The organism is Streptomyces smyrnaeus (assembly GCF_017676345.1).
Classification (GTDB): Bacteria; Actinomycetota; Actinomycetes; order Streptomycetales; family Streptomycetaceae; genus Streptomyces; species Streptomyces smyrnaeus.
In genome coordinates this window covers 214652-234356 of sequence record NZ_JAFFZM010000006.1, presented here as the reverse complement: position 1 = coordinate 234356, position 19705 = coordinate 214652, and the positions used below count along the sequence as shown (strand labels likewise).

General features: G+C 71.2%; 16 protein-coding genes. 11 read left to right on the top strand and 5 right to left on the bottom strand.

Annotation, left to right across the window (positions count from 1 at the left end; translation table 11 throughout):
• Nucleotides 1-10 precede the first annotated feature (10 nt).
• Entirely contained in the window at nt 11-505 is a 495-nt protein-coding gene (locus tag JW613_RS12490; protein ID WP_209210859.1) for a MarR family winged helix-turn-helix transcriptional regulator, read from the top strand.
• Nucleotides 506-656: 151 nt separating this feature from the next.
• On the opposite strand, the gene dnaK is transcribed toward JW613_RS12490, so the two are convergent.
• Nucleotides 657-2633, bottom strand: coding sequence for a molecular chaperone DnaK (gene dnaK / locus JW613_RS12485; protein ID WP_209210858.1), 1977 nt, complete (start codon nt 2631-2633; stop codon nt 657-659).
• 52 nt (nt 2634-2685) lie between these two features.
• Entirely contained in the window at nt 2686-3795 is a 1110-nt protein-coding gene (locus JW613_RS12480; protein WP_372447936.1) for a ferritin-like domain-containing protein, read from the bottom strand.
• A 235-nt stretch (nt 3796-4030) separates the two neighbouring features.
• On the opposite strand from JW613_RS12480, the gene JW613_RS12475 reads away from it, so the two are divergent.
• From JW613_RS12475 to JW613_RS12450, 6 genes are all read left to right on the top strand, one after another.
• Nucleotides 4031-4978: an AurF N-oxygenase family protein gene (locus JW613_RS12475; RefSeq protein ID WP_209210857.1), complete on the top strand. Its 948-nt coding sequence runs from the start codon at nt 4031-4033 to the stop codon at nt 4976-4978.
• Between the two features lie 131 nt (nt 4979-5109).
• Nucleotides 5110-5850, top strand: a complete 741-nt coding sequence (locus tag JW613_RS12470; protein WP_209210856.1) for a TetR/AcrR family transcriptional regulator — start codon at nt 5110-5112, stop codon at nt 5848-5850.
• Between the two features lie 79 nt (nt 5851-5929).
• A complete protein-coding gene (soxR, locus tag JW613_RS12465) occupies nt 5930-6580 on the top strand; it encodes a redox-sensitive transcriptional activator SoxR (RefSeq protein WP_209210855.1) in 651 nt (216 codons plus the stop codon).
• Nucleotides 6581-6584: 4 nt separating this feature from the next.
• Nucleotides 6585-6860 carry a DUF8847 domain-containing protein gene (locus JW613_RS12460; RefSeq protein ID WP_209210854.1) on the top strand — a complete coding sequence of 92 codons (276 nt, stop codon included), beginning with the start codon at nt 6585-6587 and terminating at the stop codon, nt 6858-6860.
• Nucleotides 6861-7348: 488 nt separating this feature from the next.
• Nucleotides 7349-7855, top strand: a complete 507-nt coding sequence (locus JW613_RS12455) for a protein kinase family protein (protein ID WP_209210853.1) — start codon at nt 7349-7351, stop codon at nt 7853-7855.
• Between the two features lie 380 nt (nt 7856-8235).
• Nucleotides 8236-9420, top strand: coding sequence for a C40 family peptidase (locus JW613_RS12450; protein ID WP_372447935.1), 1185 nt, complete (start codon nt 8236-8238; stop codon nt 9418-9420).
• Between the two features lie 26 nt (nt 9421-9446).
• Here JW613_RS12450 and JW613_RS12445 read toward each other — a convergent pair whose 3' ends face one another.
• The gene (locus tag JW613_RS12445) at nt 9447-10274 is read right to left on the bottom strand and encodes a protein phosphatase 2C domain-containing protein (protein WP_209210852.1); all 828 of its coding nucleotides are present in this window, start codon (nt 10272-10274) and stop codon (nt 9447-9449) included.
• A 650-nt stretch (nt 10275-10924) separates the two neighbouring features.
• Between JW613_RS12445 and JW613_RS35735 the strand changes: the two genes are divergently transcribed.
• Both JW613_RS35735 and JW613_RS36755 read left to right on the top strand, forming a co-directional pair.
• On the top strand, nt 10925-13714 hold the full coding sequence (locus JW613_RS35735) for a nitrate- and nitrite sensing domain-containing protein (protein WP_307865871.1): 2790 nt from the start codon (nt 10925-10927) through the stop codon (nt 13712-13714).
• Entirely contained in the window at nt 13711-14409 is a 699-nt protein-coding gene (locus tag JW613_RS36755) for a roadblock/LC7 domain-containing protein (protein WP_209210851.1), read from the top strand. Before JW613_RS35735 ends, JW613_RS36755 begins: the two co-directional genes overlap by 4 nt.
• A gap of 34 nt (nt 14410-14443) precedes the next feature.
• On the opposite strand, the gene JW613_RS12425 is transcribed toward JW613_RS36755, so the two are convergent.
• Nucleotides 14444-14977 (bottom strand): MarR family winged helix-turn-helix transcriptional regulator, encoded by a 534-nt coding sequence (locus JW613_RS12425; RefSeq protein WP_372447939.1) that lies wholly within the window; start codon nt 14975-14977, stop codon nt 14444-14446.
• Between the two features lie 236 nt (nt 14978-15213).
• On the opposite strand from JW613_RS12425, the gene JW613_RS12420 reads away from it, so the two are divergent.
• Nucleotides 15214-16167 (top strand): lysozyme, encoded by a 954-nt coding sequence (locus tag JW613_RS12420; protein WP_209210850.1) that lies wholly within the window; start codon nt 15214-15216, stop codon nt 16165-16167.
• Between the two features lie 194 nt (nt 16168-16361).
• Here JW613_RS12420 and lon read toward each other — a convergent pair whose 3' ends face one another.
• The gene (gene lon, locus JW613_RS12415) at nt 16362-18845 is read right to left on the bottom strand and encodes an endopeptidase La (RefSeq protein WP_209210849.1); all 2484 of its coding nucleotides are present in this window, start codon (nt 18843-18845) and stop codon (nt 16362-16364) included.
• Nucleotides 18846-18979: 134 nt separating this feature from the next.
• Between lon and JW613_RS12410 the strand changes: the two genes are divergently transcribed.
• Nucleotides 18980-19681, top strand: a complete 702-nt coding sequence (locus JW613_RS12410) for a spermidine synthase family protein (protein ID WP_209210848.1) — start codon at nt 18980-18982, stop codon at nt 19679-19681.
• The last annotated feature ends 24 nt before the right edge of the window (nt 19682-19705 follow it).

Below are 19705 nucleotides of genomic sequence, written 5' to 3'. Positions count from 1 at the left end.
GTAAACCAGGTTGTCGAACTTGTCGAGGGTCGTCGTGCCTGAGCGGGAGCGGTGGGGATTCGAGCTGCCGTTGCTGCTGTTCGCCGGGTTCCGGTCGCTCATCGACCAGTTGCACACGGAGCTGGCCGACCGCGGACACCCCGAACTCCGCCCGGCGCACGGTTTCGCGATGCAGGCCATCGGACGCGACGAGCTGACGGCGAGCGAACTGGGGCGAAGGCTGGGCGTCTCGAAGCAGGCAGCGGGAAAGACCGTCGACCGGCTCGCGGCGCTGGGCTACGCGGAACGGGTCGCCGACCCCGCCGACGCCCGGCGCAAGCTCGTCCGGCTCACCCCGCACGGTCAGGACGCGCTGATGCTCTCGGGCACCGTCTTCGAGCGACTGCGCGGCAACTGGGCCGACCAGTTGGGCCCGGAGCGGCTGTCGGAGCTGGAGGACGCGTTGGAGACCGTGGTGGGCCCTGCCGCGTTCCGGCTGGACGCGGCGGGCTGGTTCGGAGACTGACGAACGCACGCTCGACGCTTCCCCGGAGCCCGGCGTACGCCGCTCCGGGCCCCCGGGCCCGCGGGCCGTCCGGGTGCCTGGGCCGGGCTGTCCGGGTCCCCCGGGCCGCGGGGGCGCCCCGGACGCCGCTCAGCGGCCGTTCAGCGGCCGCTCAGCGCTCCCCTGGGCCGCCGCGGGTGCCGTCCCCCTCGGCCCCCTCCTCGCCGGTCCCCGGCCCGCTGGAGCCGTCGGCTTGCTCGTCGTCGATGATCTCCGCGTCCACCACGTCGTCGTCGGCCGTGGCGGCGCCGCCTTGGCCCGCGCCTTCCCCGGCCTGCCGCGCCCCCTCGGAGCCGCCCTGCTGCCCCTCTCTGGCCTGCGCGTACATTGCCGTGCCGATCTTCTGGGCCGCGGCCGTCGTACGATCGACGGCCGCGCGCAGGGTCGCGGTGTGCTCGGCGGCCCGGGCGGGGTCGTCGGGCGTCCCGGCCAGCTTCTCCTTGAGGTCGGCGAGCGCGGCCTCCACCTCGGCGCGGGTTTCAGCGGGCACAGCGCCCTCCGCGGTGTCGGCCAGCAGGCGGTCGGTCTGGTAGGCGAGTTGTTCGGCCTGATTGTGGGTCTCGGCGGCCTCGCGGCGCCGGGCGTCCTCCTCGGCGTACTGCTCGGCGTCCCGCACCATGCGGTCGATGTCGTCCTTGGGCAGCGCCGAGCCACCGGTGACGGTCATGCGCTGTTCCTTGCCGGTGCCCAGGTCCTTGGCGGAGACATGCATGATTCCGTTGGCGTCGATGTCGAAGGTGACCTCGATCTGCGGCACGTTGCGCGGCGCCGGGGGCAGACCGGTCAGCTCGAACATGCCGAGCTTCTTGTTGTACGCCGCGATCTCCCGCTCACCCTGGAAGACCTGGATCTGCACGGAGGACTGGTTGTCCTCGGCCGTGGTGAAGGTCTCCGAGCGCTTGGTCGGGATCGTGGTGTTGCGCTCGATCAGCTTGGTCATGATGCCGCCCTTGGTCTCGATACCCAGGGACAGCGGAGTGACGTCCAGCAGCAGGACGTCCTTGACCTCACCCTTGAGCACACCCGCCTGCAGCGACGCACCGATGGCCACGACCTCGTCCGGGTTCACACCCTTGTGCGGATCCCGGCCGGTGAGCTCCTTGACCAGCTCCGTCACGGCGGGCATCCGGGTGGAGCCGCCCACCAGGATCACGTGATTGATGGCGGACAGCTCGACATCGGCGTCGTTCACAGCCTGGTGGAACGGCGTCTTGCAGCGCTCCAGCAGATCCTCGGTCAGCTGCTGGAACTGGGTGCGCGTCAGTTGCTCGTCCAGGTGCAGCGGGCCCTCTGCCGTCGCGGTGATGTACGGCAGGTTGATCGTCGTCTCGGTGGACGAGGACAGCTCGATCTTCGCCTTCTCCGCCGCCTCACGCAGCCGCTGCACGGCCATCCGGTCCTTGGACAGGTCCACGCCGTGGCCGTCCCTGAACCGTTTGACCAGGTGATCGACGATCCGCTGGTCCCAGTCGTCACCACCCAGACGAGTGTCGCCGGCGGTGGCCTTCACCTCCAGGACGCCCTCACCGATCTCCAGCAGCGACACGTCGAACGTGCCGCCGCCGAGGTCGAAGACGAGGACGGTCTGCTCCTCCTCCTTGTCGAGCCCGTAGGCCAGTGCGGCGGCGGTCGGCTCGTTGATGATGCGCAGAACGTTGAGGCCCGCGATCTCGCCCGCCTCCTTGGTGGCCTGCCGCTGCGCGTCGTTGAAGTACGCGGGAACGGTGACGACCGCGTCGGCGACGTCCTGTCCGAGGTAGCTCTCCGCGTCCCGCTTGAGCTTCTGCAGGACGCGGGCGGAGATCTCCTGGGCGGTGAAGGACTTGCCGTCGATGCTGCCGGACTCCGGGAAGCGCCAGTTGGCCTCACCCATATGGCGCTTGACGGAGCGGACGGTGCGATCGACGTTGGTGACCGCCTGCCGCTTTGCCACCTCGCCGGTCAGCACCTCACCGCCCTTGGCGAAGGCCACCACGGACGGCGTCGTCCTGGCCCCCTCGGCGTTGACGACGACCGTGGGATCCCCGCCCTCCAGGACGCTGACCACCGAATTGGTGGTGCCGAGGTCGATTCCGACAGCGCGTGCCATGGCCGTCCTCCTCAGGAGTGCCGGCCTCCGAAGTTCGGGAGTGCCGGATGGGCTACACCTGAGTCTTGCCCTCCTCGATGGCTTCGGCCACCTCAGCCGTCCGTTCGGCTTCCTCCGCGGCGAAGCGCTCGGCGTCCAGTTTCTCGGCCACTTCCTCGTCCTGGGCCATCAGCAGATCGAGATTCTGATCGCCCATCTCGAAGACACCCATGTCGACGTAGGCGCGCTGCAGGCGTTCGCCCCACAGACCGATGTCCCGTACGCAGGGGACTATGCGGCTGAAGAGGAGCTTGCGGAAGAGCTGAAGGTACTCGGACTGCTCGCTGAAGGCGTCCGCCTCCGCGCGGGGGATGCCGAAGTTCTCCAGCACCTCGGCGCCCTTGAGCCGGTCGCGCATCAGATAGCAGCCCTCGATGACGAACTCCTCGCGCTCCCGCAGTTCGGCGTCGGTCAGCTGCTTGTAGTAGTCGCGCAGCGCCATCCGGCCGAACGCCACATGGCGGGCCTCGTCCTGCATGACGTAGGCGAGGATCTGTTTGGGCAGCGGCTTGTCGGTGGTGTCCCGGATCATGCCGAAGGCGGCCAGCGCCAGGCCCTCGATCAGTACCTGCATGCCCAGGTACGGCATGTCCCAGCGGGAGTCGCGGAGGGTGTCGCCGAGGAGCGACTGGAGGTTGTCGTTGATCGGGTAGAGCATGCCGATCTTCTCGTGGAGGAAGCGACCGTAGATCTCGGCGTGCCGGGCCTCGTCCATGGTCTGCGTCGCGGAGTAGAACTTCGCGTCCATGTCGGGCACCGACTCCACGATTCGCGCCGCGCACACCATGGCACCCTGCTCGCCGTGCAGGAACTGGCTGAACTGCCAGGAGGCGTAGTGTCGGCGCAGCTGGCCGCGTTCGGCCTCGCTCATCTTGTCCCAGTAGGGCGTCCCGTAGAGCGTCATGGCCTCGTCGGGGGTGCCCAGCGGGTCGTACGGGTCGACCTCCAACTCCCAGTCGATGCGGCGCTGTCCGTCCCACTGCTTGTCCTTGCCCTTCTGGTACAGGGCCAGCAGGCGGTCCCTGCCGTCGTCGTACTCCCAGGACAGGCGGGCGCTGCCGGAGGCGGGGATCTGCCAGAGGGGGCTGTCGGTTGCGTGCACATAGAGATCGTGTGTGGACACGGACATCTCCTTCGGTCACGGACTGCCCGGTACCCGGTCGGAGTCGGTGCGGAACTGCCCGGTACGGGCGGGTAATCGGCAGGCTCACACGTGGGTTACCGCACGGTCAACAAGTCGCGCACAGGGGATTGACGTCCTTACTGACAAGCAGTCTCATAAGAGACGACAGCAGACGTGACCGCCGGTAACACTCGAACGAGATCGCCGGCACCCCCCAATGAAGAGGTGCCTCAGCATGACGACAGCGCCTGACATCGCCGACATGGAACGCGAGGCGCTCAGGGACGCCCTCGGTCTGCTCAAGGACCGCGAGCAGGTCGCCGAGCGCCTCCTCGAGTCCTCCAGGAAGCATTCCTTCGACCCGGACACCGAGCTGGACTGGGACGCCCCGTTCGAGGACGGCAAGTGGTTCTGGCCACCGGAGCTGATCTCCCTCTACGACACCCCGCTGTGGCGGCGGATGTCCGAGGAACAGCGGATGGACCTGGCCCGGCACGAGGCGGCCTCACTCGCCTCGCTGGGCATCTGGTTCGAGGTGATCCTGATGCAGCTGCTGGTGCGGCACATCTACGACAAGCCGCTGACCAGCAACCACGTCCGCTACGCACTGACGGAGATCGCCGACGAGTGCCGGCACTCGATGATGTTCGCGCGCATGATCAAGCGCGCCGGGGCACCCGCTTACCCCGTCTCCAGGCTGCACCACAACATGGCGCGGCTGCTGAAGACCGTCTCGACGACGCCTGGTTCGTTCACCGCGACGCTGCTGGGCGAGGAGATCCTGGACTGGATGCAGCGGCTCACCTTCCCGGACGAGCGCATCCAGCCACTGGTGCGCGGTGTGACGCGGATCCACGTCATCGAGGAGGCCCGGCATGTGCGCTACGCACGCGAGGAACTGCGCCGCCAGATGGTCAAGTGCCCTCGCTGGGAGGCCGAACTGACGCGCATCAGCTCGGGCGAGGCCGCCCGCGTCTTCTCCATCTCCTTCGTCAACCCGCAGGTCTACGAGGACGTCGGGTTGGACAAGAAGGAGGCGGTCGCCCAGGTGAAGGCCAGCGGCCACCGACGCGAGATCATGCAGTCCGGTGCCAAGCGGCTGACGGATTTCCTGGACGAGATAGGCGTACTGCGGGGCGTCGGCCGCAAGCTGTGGGTGAGCTCGGGGCTACTGCCCAAGTGACAAAGCCGCGACCTGATGAGCAGTTCGCCGGCGCGACAAGAAGTGCATGTGGACCGCGTGAAGGAGGCGTGACGAACTCCGGTGGGACGCGGGGAACACGGACCACCGCCGGGGCGGTTACGCTGCACTGCATGAGCAGCAGCGGCACCGCCCCGGCGTATCGCAGGCTGAGCGTGCACGAGCGGCGCAGCCAACTGCTCAAGCACGCGCTGGGCCTGTTCGCGCACCGGCCGCCCGAGGAGGTCTCGCTGGACGATGTCGCGGCCTCGGCCGGGGTGTCGCGCCCGCTCGTCTACCGGTACTTCCCCGGAGGCAAACAACAGCTGTACGAGGCCGCGCTGCGCAGCGCCGCCGACCAGCTCGAACAGTGCTTCGCGGAACCGCCCGCCGGGCCGCTCACCACCCGGCTGGCCCGCGCACTGGACCGCTATCTCGCGTTCGTCGACGAGCACGACGCGGGCTTCATGGCACTGCTGCAGGGCGGCAGCGTGGTGGAGACCTCGCGTACGAACGCCATGGTCGACGAGGTACGCAGGGACGCGGCCGAGCAGATCCTCGCCCACCTGGCTGCGGACCAGGGCGGCCAGGGCGGTGGATCGCCCCGGCTGCGCATGGCCGTACGGACGTGGATCTCCGCCGTGGAGGCCGCCTCCCTGATCTGGCTGGACGAGGGCAAACAGCCGCCGCTGCCCGAGCTGCGGGACTGGCTGGTGGATCACTTCGTCGCGGTGCTGACCGCCACCGCGGCCGGCGACCCGGAGACTGCCGCGGTGACCCGGCGGGCTCTGGCACTGGAGGAGTCCGACGGCGCCGTCGCGGATCTGGTGCGCAGGATGCTGCCCGTGGTCTCCGACTCCGGGCATCTGTTGTGAGCGCCCGGAACCAAGAGCGGACCGGACCGCCCCGGCCATGGACTTAAATATTACTTGAAGATTGGCTAAGCTGAGGGCCATGCCGACTCAGCTGTCATGGAAGGCCAAAGAAGCGACCGTCGGAGAGCTGGCGGAACGCGCCGGGGTGGCCACTTCCACGCTGCGCTTCTACGAACGCGAGGGTCTCATCCGCAGCCGCCGCACCTCGGGCAACCAGCGCCGCTACAGCCGCGACACGCTGCGCCGCGTCGCCTTCATCCGGGCCTCCCAGCGGCTCGGCCTCCCGCTCGCCGCCATCCGGGATGCGCTCGCCCTGCTGCCGGAAGGTCGCACGCCCACCCGGGACGACTGGGCCGCCGTCTCGGAGTGCTGGCGCGAGGACCTCAACCAGCGCATCGCACTGATGGAACAGCTCCGCGACCACCTCACCGACTGCATCGGCTGCGGCTGTCTGTCGCTGACCGCGTGTGCACTGGTCAACCCCGAGGACCGGCTCGGCGAGCAGGGCCCCGGAGCCCGCCAGCTCGCCCAACCGTGCGGCCCGGACCAGACGCCCGGCGAACGGTCGGACTGCCGCGGCGGCGGGGTCTCCGACGACGGAGAGCGGTGTACGGGCTCGGAGGAGGACTGTTCGACGGACGCCGCCACGGCCGGTGGCGGCTGGGCGGCTGCTGCCACAGCCGGTGACGCTTCGACGGTTGCCGTCGTGTCCGACAGCGAAACGGTCTGAGACGGTGCGCAGCGAGGAGACCGCCTTTCACGGCGGCCCGCTGGACGGGCGCACACTCTCCGTGCCGCTGGGCCCGACCGGCCGGCCGCCACGCAGCTACCAGGTGCCGGTGCCCGATCCGGAGGGTGGCCCGACGTCCGTCCACGTCTACCGGCTGGAACCGGCCGCAGTGAACCGTCTGGGGCTGCCGCGCGGCTGGGCGTACGTCTACGAGCCCGAAGGGCTGCCCGCGAAGGGCCCGCTGGAGCGGCTGCCGTGGCGCAGGAAGCGCGACAGCTGACGCCAGTGGTCTGGTCCTCCCGCCCCGCCACGGCGCTTCGCGGAACCGGCGCCCCTGGTCACGGATGAGCCGCGCAGCCTGGACAGCGCCGCGGAGAGACGGTTTTCTGCTGGCGTGATCGAACGCATCGCGGGGCTGCGAGAGACGGACCCCCGGCAGCTCGGCCCCTTCCGGCTCTTCGGAGCCCTCGGCCACGGTGGGGCGGGCACTGTCTACCTGGGCAAGGGCGCCCCCGCGACGAGGCGCGCGCAAACGGGCGGCGGCGGTCCGTGCCGTTCGGCCCGAACTGCTGCGCGACCGGCAGCTGCGGGCGCGGCTGCGGCAGGAGACGGCGCGGGTCGCCGACGCGGTCGACAGTCCCTTCGTCGCCGACGCGCTCGGCTGCGAACTCGACAGTGAGCTCCCCTGGGCGGCGGAGGCGTTCGTTCCAGGCGTGCCGCTGTCCGCCCTGGTGGCCCTGTACGGGCCGCTGCCGGAGATGTCCGTACGTGCGCTGGGGGGCGGTCTCGCCCGTGGGCTGGCGGCACGCGGCGAGTACGGCGCACGGGGATCTGCGGGCCTCGAACGTGCTGCTGACGGCGGACGGGCCACGCCTGGTGGACTACGGCATCGCACTGGGCAGGCGGCCCGGGGCCGTCGGTGGTGCGGGGTTCGGGCAGTCGGCGCGGCGGGCCGAGGACGTCTTCGCGTTGGGCACCGTGCTGGCGCTGGCGGCGAGTGCGCGACATCCGTTCGCCGGGAACCCACTGCCTTCGGCCCGCGAGGGCCCGGACCTGGCCGGAGTGCCCGACGCGCTGTGCGTGCCGCTGCTGGCCTGCCTGCACAAGGCTCCCGAGACCCGGCCGACCCCGGAGGCGCTGGCCCACACGCTCGACCTCTCCGGCACGGCCACCCGCCCGGCACGGGAGTGGCTTCCGGAGTCGTATCTCCATGAGATCGGCAACCGCGCGGACGAGGCGCGGGCGCTGATCGGGCGGCGGGGCTGGGGGCGCTGACGGGGTGTGAGCGAGCAGCTGAGCCGGGCGTCGGGACCCGCTCCTCACACGTTCGGGTGATGGGAGGCGGCCCGAGGGCTGCTGGACACGGCGCTGGGACGGGGGTATTGGCCGGCGATTTCCACCCGCCGGGGGCCCGGCGCAGGGCTTCGGTGCCACCGGACCAGCAGGGCAGCGGTTCACGGCCCTCCTCGCCCACCGCGCTCCCGGTCGTATCCGGACACGCCACTGACGCCGGGTCAGCGCCCGGACGTGTCTCGATCGGGTGAGAGACGTGCGCCCAGCCGCTCGGCTCGTCCTGAGCCGGTGGCCTTGCCCGTGCCACGATCGCGGCAGAGCGGTCGACGACGGGGAGACGCCGCTCAGGAACGAGGTGTGCGGTGTTGAGGGTGTTGCGGCAGACGAGGGCGCGGGCGGCGCGCGGAGGAGGGCTACCGACCACTGCGGCCAGGCCGCGCGGCGGCGCGGTACTGATCGGGCTCCTGCTGGCGGCCGTGACCGTGCTGGGGCCGGCTGCCTCGGTGGGTACGGGCGCGGCGCCGGCGGCGAGCGCGAGGGCGCCCGGGGCTCCGGGCCCCGGACCCGCACCGGGACCACCGGATGCGGGGCGCAAGTCCGTCAGCGAACTGCTGGGCGAGCTGAGCCAGCTGTACCAGCGCACCGAGGAGGCGTCAGAGGCGTACAACGGCACGGCCGAGAAACTCAAGGCCCAGCGCGCCGTGGCCCGCAAGGCACAGGCCAAGCTCTCCCGGGCCCGGTCCGTGCTGGCGACCGAGCGGCGGCGGGCGGGCGAGCTGGCCCGGCAGCAGTATCGAGGGGAGGGGACGGGGTTCCCGCCGGCGGTGCAGATGCTGCTCACCCGGGACCCCCACCGGCTGCTGGAGCGCGGGCATCTGCTGCAGCGGGCCGCTGACGACCAGGCCGCCACAGTGCGGAGGCTGAGCGACGGGAAGCGGCGGTACGTGGCGGCGGCCCAGCGGGCGCGGGCGGCGGTGGCGCGGCAGGAACGGCTGGCTGAACGGAAGAAGAAGCAGCGCAACGAGGTGCGCAAACGGCTCAAGAAGGTGGAGGGACTGCTCTCCTCGCTCGACGGGGACCAGCTCGCACGCCTCCACGAACTGGAGCGGGACCGCACCGACGCGGCCCAGCAGAAGCTGGTGGCCTCGGGCGCACTCGACCCCAGCGGCGCGATCCGCCCGGCTTCCGCACAGGGCAGGAAGGCTCTCGACTGGGCGCTGAAGCAGGTCGGCAAACCGTATGTGTGGGGCGCCGAGGGGCCACGGGCCTTCGACTGCTCGGGGCTCACCTGGCGGGCCTGGCGCCATGCGCACCGCGAGATCCCGCGCACCAGCCAGGAGCAGTGGCGGCAGCTGCCCAGGGTGCCGCTGAACAAGCTGCGCCCCGGCGATCTGGTGATCTATTTCAAGGGGGCGACACATGTGGGCATGTACGCCGGAGGCGGTCGCGTGGTGCAGGCGCCTCGCCCGGGAAGCGTGGTGCGGCTGACCCCGCTCGCGGTGGACCCGCCCATCGGAGCGGTGCGGCCGGACGGGCGGCGGGCATGAGGCCGGTCCCAGGACGGAGTGAGGGTTCAGTCCAGTTCGGCCAGGAGGACCGTGGCGTCGTCGTGCTGCTTGCCCCGGCGGGGGGACGAGTCCGCTTCGGCGGTGCGGACACGCTGGACGAGGGCGCGCGGGCCCTCTTTGCGGACGAGAGCGAACAGGCCCGCCCAGTCACCAAGGTGGAAGGTCTCCGTCCATCGGGTGGCGCCGTCGGTGAGGGCGAGCAGGGCGCTCACCTCCGCCCTCGGATGACTGCCCGTCACCGCGTGCGCGGCGACACCCGGGTCGGCGGCGGCCGTGAAGAAGCCGCTGCCGTCCGGCGCGTTGCGCAAGCCCTCGACGGCCCGCACGTAGGCCTCGCGGTCCGACTCCTCACCGGTCTGCCGTACGCGGTCGCGCAGTGCCCGCACGGCGGGCGGCAACGCGGCCAGGCGCCGGTCGAGAACGGGGTGGACCGTACCGTCGGCAGTCTCCACCAGGAGCGCGGAGTCGGACAGCACCAGGTGCTCGACCCGCTCCTCGTCCCACCGTGCCGCGACGACGGTCGCCTGAGGGGTACGCGGGTGAAAAAGATCACATGTCTCACGATGGGCGTCCGCCGTGCGGGCCAGCGCGACGGCGAGGCATTCGGCCAGAGTCATGTCCCGGCGCGACCCCGCCAGTTCGAGCAGCGCACCACCGAGCCGTGCCACGAACCACGGCACTCCGTGACAGCAACCGTCGTCACCCTCGGGCGGGGTGACGCCGTCCAGCACCACGAGCGCTCCCCCCGTGCCGGAGGCCGGCAAGGTGGCCGACACGTAATCCTCATTGAGACGTTGAGGATTGCCGGGCTCGGTGATCATGTCGATGCGCATGACGGCAGTCTGCCGGACAGCCGATTCCAGAGCGGCCGGTGAGTGGCGTGGCGACGGCGCCGAGTGTCGCACCAGGCCGGTGCGTGGCGGCACCACGGGCCTGGTGCGCGGTACCTCGCACCAGCGTGCACGCGGGCGCGGTCGGCCGGAAAACGACCGGACGCACAGCGGAATCTATCCCTCCGCAAAGTGCGGCAGGCATCTTGCCAGGACGCCGGACGGATTTCCAACCAGTACCCAAGGTGCGGACAGCGCCCGGCTCAGGTCGAGTTGTTCCGCCGCCGAGGAGTGAGGTTCACTCCTTCGGGTGGCCCAGCAGGGGATTCTCACCCGCCTCAGGAGCGCACTGCCAAGGTCGGTCGTCGAGTGTGGGGACACCGCTGCGGAGCACCGCGCGGCCGGAGGCCAGGAGAGAAAGCTGGGAACCGAAGGTCGCGGAGGGTGCCGGCGCGGGGGCGGGGCCACCCTCTCGCCACACACGTTGGACTGTGCCGCCCGGGCCCTCCGGGAGAGGCGGGACGAGATTGCGAGTGCGGGTGCGGAAGAAGCAACGTCTCAGAGCGGACGTTCCCCAGGCCACGGCGACCGGCCCCGGCGCCACAGCAGCGGCCTCCGCGGAGGCTGAGACCCAGGCGGAGACCGTCACTCCGGTGGGACGTCGGCGTGCGCGGGTGCGCAACAGGCTGCTGGTCTCCGTCGCGGTGGGAGCCGTGGCTGTCGTGGCCGCGGGGGCACCCACCCTCGTGGCGGGTTCTCAGGACACCGCCGACGCACAGGAACTCGTCGATCTGGCCCGGCTCAACCAGCAGGCCATCGCGCTGTCCCACTCCCTCGCGGACGAGCGGGACGGCATGGTCGAGTACATCGCGGCGGGCCGCAGCAGCAAGGACGGCGTCGGCGTCAGCGAGGCCCAGCGCAACCGGGTGGACCGCCAGGCCCGCGAGCTGCGCACCGCAGCCTCCTCCGCGGCGTCCGGCCCCACCGCACCCTCCGACTCCCCCCGCGCGGTCGCCAAGGCCCTCAAGAAGCTGCCCTCGATCCGGCAGCGCGCCATGACGGGCAAGGGCGACCCGCTGGACTCCTACGAGGCCTACTCCGGCGTCATCCAGACACTCCGCCAGCTCACACGCGGCGTCGCCGACGGCCTGCCCGCCCGGGCGGAGAACCGCACGGCGGCCGCTCTCCCCGACCTGGCGCGCGCGGTCGACCAGGCGTCGGCCACCCGTGGCCTGCTGGAAGCGGCGCTCACCGGGCAGGGTACCCAGCGAGCACTGGTGACGGCGGCGGGGCAGGCTAGGCTGCGGGAGCAGGCGGCACTCGCGGACTTCGAGGAGACGGCGGACACCAAGGCCCGCGAGAGCTACAGCACGACCGTCAACGGAGCGGACGTCACCGTCGCCGAGCGCTATCTCAAGGCGGTCACCGCGCGGAACCATCTGACGCCCAGTGCCCGCGCCGTGGACCGGGAGCGGTTCGACAGCTCCGTCTCGGCGCGCCTCGCCCATATGCGCGGGGTGCAGTCGTCGTTCGCGGCGGCGGAGGTCAAGCGGCTGGAAGGGCTGCGGGACGACGACGTGACAGCGCTTCAGCTGCGTGCCGGGCTGGTGGGCGGCTGCCTGCTGCTCGCCGTCGCCATCAGCGTCGCCACGGCCCGCTCCCTCACCCGTCCGCTGTCCGTGCTCAAACGCGGTTCGCAGCGGCTCGCCAAGGACCCGTCGGGTGAGGAGCCGATCACCTTCCGCGGCAGGAACGACGAGTTCGCCGACGTGGTGAGAGCGATCAACACACTGCGGGCCACCACCGCCGAGCTGCGGCGCCGGTCGGCCTGTGCGGAGCGGGAACAGGACCAGCTGGCCGTCGAGAAGGCGCAGCTGACGGAGAAGCACCAGCTGCTGGGCGAGGACTTCGCCGCCCTGCGGGCCGAGCTGGAGACGGTACGCGAGCAGTTGGCCGCCCCGGCGCCGCACGGTATCGGCGCGGACATGAGCGAGGGCCCGGGCACGGGCCCGGACGTGCGGCAGGAGGTGGGCGCCGGCTCCGACACGGGCTCGCGCCCCGACGCGGGCGTGCGCCCCGACGCCGGTGCGGCCGTGGTCGGTGCGGCGGCGGACCACAGGGCCTTCGCCGATCTGGGCACCCGCACGCTCACCCTGGTCGAACGGCAGCTCGGCATCATCGAGGGGATGGAGGAGAAGGAGGCCGACCCCGACCGGCTCGACACCCTCTTCAAGCTGGACCATCTGGCGACCCGTATGCGGCGGCACAGCGAGAACCTCTTGCTGCTGGCCGACGCCGAACGCACCGAGCGCGACATCTCCTCGGCCGCCCTGCCCCCGGCACCGCTGCTGGATGTGCTGCGCGCCGCCGTCAGCGAGATAGCACAGTACGAACGCGTCGAGTTGGGGGCGCTGCCGCCGGAGGCGCGGGTCAGCGGTTCGGCCGCCGACGACCTGAGTCACCTGATCGCCGAACTCCTCGACAACGCTGCGGCCTTCTCCCCGGTCGAGTCCGGGGTACGGCTGAGCGCCCGGCTCCTGGAGAGCGGCGAGGCCCAGGTGTCCGTGGAGGACGAGGGCGAGGGCATGTCCGAGTCGCTGCTCGCCGAGCTCAACGACCGGCTGAGCGAGCCGCAGGCGGCCTGGGAAGCGCCGGGGACGAGCAGCCCCTGGGGGCTGGGGATGTATGTGGTCGCCCGCCTCTCGGCACGGCACGGGATACGGGTGCAGCTGCGCAAGCCGGCGGCCCAGGGCACCGTCGCCGATGTCACCGTCCCCCGCGCGCTGCTGTCCGGGAGCGACCATCCCTCGGACGTGGCGGAGCACTCGCGGACCAACGACGAGGACCAGCACTCCTGGGCCGACGACCTGGCCCCGACCCAGGCGGAGGAGCCGGCGGCCCAGTCGACGTTCGAGTCGGCGGCCCAGTCGGCGTCCGGATCGGCGGCCCAGTCGATGGCCGAGTCGGCGACCGGATCGGCGACCGAGTCGGCGGCCGACCAGTCGGCCGTGCCGGCCGAGCAGCCGGGCTCCGTCACCCACCCGGGGCTGCCCCAGCGGGTCCGCAGGGAGACGCCCCGCGAGCCGAGCACGCCGCATCCCCGCAAGGGCGGTGTCACCGCCGAGGAGCTGCGGCGCAAGCTCGACATGTTCCAGCAGGGCGCCCGGGAAGGCCTGCGGGACGCCGGGAGAGGAGCCCACGCGGGGAGCGGGGACGGGGCGCACGTCGCTCCGTCGGCCCCCGGCACAGCCACTGAGCCCGGGCAGACCACACAGGAACAGCAGGCCCCGACAGAACGGCAGGCAGCACCGGCGCCGCAGGACCAGCGAGACCAGCAGGCCGACCAGGCGGCACGGGCCCGGCAGACCGAGGACACCGACCATGCGGAAGAGCGAGCGGGGGCGCAGGGTGACGGTGGTACCGCCAAGGAGGCACGTCAGTGAAGCCGCTCACCACAGATCCGTCCGGCAGCGCGGAGGCACGTAACCTCCGCTGGCTCCTCGACAAGCTTGTCGAAGAGGTACCGGGTGTCCGGTCCGTGGCCGTCGTCTCGTCCGACGGTCTGCTGCTGCTCGGGTCGGACCCCACTCTGGGGGTGGAGCACGGAGCGGCTGCGCTGGGCGCCGAGCACGAACGCTCACACGAGCCCGCGCCCGCACGCCAGTCCCCGCACCAGCCGGCGAACCCGACCCCGCACCAGCCCGCGCACCAGCCGGCGAACGCGACCGTATGCCCCGCACAGGGCGCCGAGCGGGTGACGGTCCGCGAGGAGTCCGGCGTCCATCGGAGCGGAATGCCGGTGCGACGGCGACGCGGTGGCGGCCGGGCGCGCGGTCCCAAGGGAACCAGTGGCGATCTGGCCACCCTTGTCTCCGGGGTCGCCTCGCTGACGTTCGCCGCAGCGGATCTGATGGAGGGTGGCACGGTGAAGCAGACCATCGTGTCCATGGACGAGGGGGCGCTGCTCATCATGGCCATCGGGGACGGCTCACTGCTGGGAGTGCATGCGACGGCCGACTGCGACATGGGTGCGGTCGGCTATCAGATGGGGCTCTTCGTGGGGCGGGCCGGCCATGTGCTGACGCCCGAGCTGCGGAGGGAGCTGAGGGGGGCGGTGGGCGCGGGCGCGGCCCGTTAGCGGGCCGCGGGCTGGGGCCGGCCTCACTCCTCCCTCACTCCTCCTGGTCCGCCAGTGAGTTGAGGCGGTGGAGGAGCCGGGCCAGCTCGGCGATCTCCCGGCGGTCCCAGGCGGCGAGCTTACGGGCGTACGACAGACGGCGTGCGTCGCGTACGCGGGTGAACCGTCGGCGGCCCTCCGGGGTGAGGCGGACGAGTGAGGCCCGGCGGTCCGCCGGGTCGGGGCGCCGGTCCACCAGTCCGAGCCCCAACAGGGCGTGCAGCTGGCGGCTTATCGTCGCCTTGCCGACACCGAAGTAGGCGGCGAGTTCGGTCGCCCGCTGCTCGCCCGCATCCTCGAGGCGTACCAGCAGCCCGTAGGCGGCGGGTTCCAGATCGGGGTGGACCTGGCGGGCCATCTCGCCCGACGAGGCGCGGGCCCGGCGCAGGAAAACGGCCAACTCGCGCTCGACGTCGAGGCATTCGGGCCCGAAGGGCTCAGCGGCGCCCGCCGCCTCCCCGTCGTCCGTGGAGTCCGTGAAGTCGGTGGAGTTCTTGTGCACGTCAGTGGTGTCTCCGGCGTCTTCCATGAAGAAACTTATCTCCAGCCAGCCCGATAGTCCCAGCTCCGCCAGTATTTCGCAGGAGTAGACCAACGGCAGACGGTAGGGCGTCTTCCGCGTGGCCGGTCTACGCGCGTACTTTCGTTCTGACATGACCACACCAGTGGCGTGTAGTTGCTCCGCGCGTCGCAGAGCAAAACCCCCCACATCGGTAAATACTACGCACGTACCAGACCCCCACCATCGAGGCTCCGGAGGCAGCGATGCCCAGCTTCAGATCCGGTACGGCCCGTCGCAGACGCGGAATGGCGGCTGTCGTCGGGATGTTCGTGTCCCTTCTCGCGCTCGTCCTGGCACTGCCGGGCGCGGCATCGGCCGTTCCCGGCAACGCGGACGGCGGTACGAAGTCGGCCAAGGCCGCCGAGTCCGGTAAGGCCGAGGAATCGGCCAAGGACGCCGAAGGCCTGCGTGGCAACCCCAAGGCCCCCGGCAAGCCCGGAGAGGCTTGGATGGGCGCCGGTGTGCAGATGCACGAGGCGGACTCCACCAACGGCAACCCGCCCGACAAGGACCGGGCGGGCCTGCTCGCGACGGTCCACGGAGTGGACGTCAGCAGCCATCAGGGCAACGTCGCCTGGTCGACCCTGTGGAACAGCGGAGTCCGCTTCGCCTACGCCAAGGCGACCGAGGGCACCAGCTACAAGAACCCCTACTTCGCCCAGCAGTACAACGGTTCCTACAACGTCGGCATGATCAGGGGCGCTTACCACTTCGCGCTGCCCAACTCCTCCAGCGGTGCCACGCAGGCCAACTACTTCGCCAGCAACGGCGGCGGCTGGAGCAAGGACGGCAAGACGCTGCCGGGCGTGCTCGACATCGAGTACAACCCGTACGGCGCGACCTGCTACGGCCTGAGCAAGAGCGCGATGGTGAACTGGATCAAGGACTTCACCAGCACCTACAAGGCGAGGACCGGGCGCGACGCGGTCATCTACACCACCACGAACTGGTGGACCCAGTGCACGGGCAACAGCAGCGCCTTCGGCAACTCCAACCCGCTGTGGATCGCCCGCTACGCCTCCTCGCCGGGCACCCTCCCGGCCGGCTGGGGCTTCTACACCTTCTGGCAGTACACCTCCAGCGGCCCGACCGTGGGTGACCACAACCTCTTCAACGGGTCGATGACGCGGTTGAAGGTGCTGGCGAACAACGGCTGACACCGCCACCTCCCCCGGCCGGGGGCGTGGGGGTCGCCCCCACACGACACCGCAACGGGTCGATGACGCGGCTGAAGGTGCTGGCGAACAACGGCTGACACCGCGTCTCGTGGCCCCGAGCGGCTGTGAGGCCCCCTCGCACATGAGTGGCCCCCGCCATGCGGCGGGGGCCACTCGGTTGCCGGTCGCGTCCGTCACGCCGCGACCGGCGTCTCCCGGGCGGGGGTCTGCGCGGGCGTCAGGGCCAGCTCCAGGACCTGGCGGACGTCGGAGACGGGGTGGACGTCGAGGTCGTCCAGCACCTCCGCGGGGACGTCGTCCAGGTCGGGCTCGTTCCGCTTGGGAATGACCACGGTGGTCACTCCGGCGCGGTGCGCCGCCAGGAGCTTCTGCTTGACGCCGCCGATGGGCAGTACCCGTCCCGTCAGTGAGACCTCACCGGTCATCGCCACCTCGGGCCGCACCTGGCGACCGCTGAGCAGCGAGGCCAGGGCTGTCGTCATGGTGATACCGGCGCTGGGTCCGTCCTTGGGCACGGCGCCTGCCGGTACGTGCAGATGGATGCCGCGCTCCTTCAGGTCGCCGACGGGCAGCTCCAGCTCCGCGCCGCGCGAGCGCAGATAGGACAGGGCGATGTGCGCGGACTCCTTCATCACGTCACCGAGCTGGCCGGTCAGGGTGAGCCCGGAGGCGCCCGTCTCGGGGTCGGCCAGCGACGCCTCGACGAAGAGCACGTCGCCGCCCGCGCCGGTGACGGCCAGTCCGGTGGCCACGCCCGGCACTGCCGTGCGGCGCTCGGCCGGGTCCTGTGCGGCCTCGGGGGTGTGCCGCGGACGGCCGATCAGTTCGCGCAGCGCCTCCACCCCGACGGTGTAGGGCAGCTCGGCCTCGCCCAGCTGGTGCTTGGCCGCGACCTTGCGCAGCACCCGCTGGACCGACCGCTCCAGGGAGCGGACGCCTGCCTCCCGGGTGTACTCGATGGCGAGCTTGCGCAGTGCCGCCTCGTCGAAGACGACCTCGCCGCTCTCCAGGCCGGCCCGCTCCAGCTGGCGGGGCAGCAGATGGTCGCGGGCGATGGTGATCTTCTCGTGTTCGGTGTACCCGTCGAGCTCGACGACCTCCATGCGGTCGAGCAGGGGCTGCGGGACGGCTTCCAGGACGTTGGCGGTGGCCAGGAAGACGACGTCCGACAGGTCGAGCTCGACCTCCAGGTAGTGGTCCCGGAAGGTGTGGTTCTGCGCGGGGTCGAGGACCTCCAGCAGGGCTGCTGCCGGGTCGCCGCGGAAGTCGGAGCCGACCTTGTCGACCTCGTCCAGCAGGACGACCGGGTTCATCGATCCGGCCTCCTTGATGGCACGGACGATGCGGCCGGGCTGGGCGCCGACGTAGGTGCGCCGGTGGCCGCGGATCTCGGCCTCGTCCCGGACGCCGCCGAGTGCGACGCGGACGAACTTGCGGCCCATCGCACGGGCCACGGACTCGCCCAGCGAGGTCTTGCCGACGCCGGGCGGGCCGGTCAGCGCCAGCACCGCGCCGCCCGCCCGTCGCCCACCGCCACCCGTGGAGGACGCGCTCCGCGCGGCATTGTCCGTCTGCCGCCCGCCGACGACGCCGAGGCCCCGCTCGGTGCGCCGCTTGCGTACGGCCAGGTACTCGGTGATGCGTTCCTTGACGTCCTGCAGCCCGGCGTGGTCGGCGTCCAGCACGGCCTGGGCGCCGGTGATGTCGTAGGCGTCCTCGGTGCGCTCGTTCCAGGGCATCTCCAGGACGGTGTCGAGCCAGGTGCGGATCCAGCTGCCCTCGGGGGACTGGTCGCTGGAGCGTTCCAGCTTGTCGACCTCCTTGAAAGCCGCCTTCTTGACCTCCTCGGGCAGGTCGGCCGCCTCGACGCGGGCGCGGTAGTCCTCGCTCTCGTCCTCGGGGTCGCCGTTGAGCTCGGCCAGCTCCTTGCGGACGGCTTCGAGCTGGCGGCGCAGCAGGAACTCGCGCTGCTGCTTGTCGACGCCCTCCTGGACGTCCTTGGCGATGGATTCGGCCACGTCCTGCTCCGCGAGGTGGTCGCGCAGGGCGGTCGTGGCGATCTTCAGCCGCTCGACCGGCTCGACGGTCTCCAGCAGCTTCAGCTTCTGCTCGGTGGACAGGAACGGGGAGTAGCCGGCGTTGTCGGCGAGCTGGCCGACGTCGTCGATCTGCTGCACCCGGTCCACGACCTGCCAGGCGCCCCGCTTGCGCAGCCAGTCGGTGATGAGGGCCTTGTACTCCTTCATCTGCTCGGTGACATGGCCGGGCAGGGGGTCGGGCACGGTCTCGGCGACCGGTGTGCCCTCCACCCACAGGGCGGCGCCGGGCCCTGTGGTTCCGGTGCCGACGCGGATACGGCGCAGTCCGCGGATGAGTGCGCCCGGGTCACCGTCGGCGAGGCGTCCGATCTGCTCCACCCGGCCCTCGACACCGATCTCGGCGTAGCTGCCCTCGACCCGCGGGACGAGCAGCACACGGGGCTTGTCACCGTCCGGCGCGTCCGAGGCGGCGGACTTCGCGGCGTCCACGGCGGCCCGCACATCGTTGTCCGAGAGATCCAGCGGCACCACCATCCCGGGCAGCACGACACCGTCCTCGGCGTCGATGGGCAGCACAGGCAGGGTGAGCGGTGTGGACTCCAGGGACTCAGCAGCCATGATCTCTCCCTAGGCAGGCAAGTTGAGTAGTACCCACTCAATGCTTTTGAGGCTGCTTGTGTTCCCCCGGATCCGGGAAGTTCTGTTCGCTGTCAGCGATCGAGGACGGGCGGTGTTCGTCCTACCCTGCCCCCATGCCGAACGCCGTCAACGCACCAGCCCACCAGCCGCCGGTCACGATCGAACGGCGGGACGGCCCCTACGGGGAGGTCGTACTGCGGCAGCGGGGGCCGCAGTACGAGATCATCGCCAACGGGTGCTTCCTGATGGACACCTCGGACGGCCGCTCCGAGCGGCTGCTGGTGCGCGCGGCCCTGGACGAGCTGGCCACCAGGACCGCGCCGCACGTGCTGATCGGCGGGCTCGGGGTCGGCTTCTCGCTGGTGGAGGCGGCGGCCGAGCCCCGGTGGGGCCATATCACCGTCGTCGAGCGGGAGCCCGCGATCCTCGACTGGCACCGGACCGGTCCGCTCCGGGAGATCACCGGCCGGGCGCTGGCCGACGACCGCACCGAACTGGTGGAGGCCGACCTGGTGGCGTATGTGCGCGAGTCGGCCGCCGCCGGGCGGCGCTTCGACGCGCTGTGCCTGGACATCGACAACGGCCCCGACTGGACCGTCACCGACGAGAACACCACGCTCTACTCCCCCGCCGGACTGGCCGCCTGCCGGGCGGCTCTCACCCCCGGCGGAATCCTCGCCGTGTGGTCGGCACAGCCGTCGCAGAGATTCGAAGGATGTCTGCGTAATGCGGGATTCTGCCGTGTTCGGACGGATGAGATCACAGTCGCCCGAGGCGTCCCCGACGTGGTCCACTTCGCGGCGCGACCGGCGTAGCCTAGGCCCGTAGCAGGCCCTTAC

Coding starts and splice junctions, on each gene's coding strand:
- JW613_RS12475 (WP_209210857.1), top strand. CDS start 4,031: ATGACGACAGCGCCTGACATCGCCGACATGGAACGCGAGGCGCTCAGG.
- JW613_RS12425 (WP_372447939.1), bottom strand. CDS start 14,977: ATGGAAGACGCCGGAGACACCACTGACGTGCACAAGAACTCCACCGAC.
- JW613_RS12470 (WP_209210856.1), top strand. CDS start 5,110: ATGAGCAGCAGCGGCACCGCCCCGGCGTATCGCAGGCTGAGCGTGCAC.
- JW613_RS12445 (WP_209210852.1), bottom strand. CDS start 10,274: ATGCGCATCGACATGATCACCGAGCCCGGCAATCCTCAACGTCTCAAT.
- JW613_RS12420 (WP_209210850.1), top strand. CDS start 15,214: ATGCCCAGCTTCAGATCCGGTACGGCCCGTCGCAGACGCGGAATGGCG.
- soxR (WP_209210855.1), top strand. CDS start 5,930: ATGCCGACTCAGCTGTCATGGAAGGCCAAAGAAGCGACCGTCGGAGAG.
- JW613_RS12410 (WP_209210848.1), top strand. CDS start 18,980: ATGCCGAACGCCGTCAACGCACCAGCCCACCAGCCGCCGGTCACGATC.
- lon (WP_209210849.1), bottom strand. CDS start 18,845: ATGGCTGCTGAGTCCCTGGAGTCCACACCGCTCACCCTGCCTGTGCTG.
- dnaK (WP_209210858.1), bottom strand. CDS start 2,633: ATGGCACGCGCTGTCGGAATCGACCTCGGCACCACCAATTCGGTGGTC.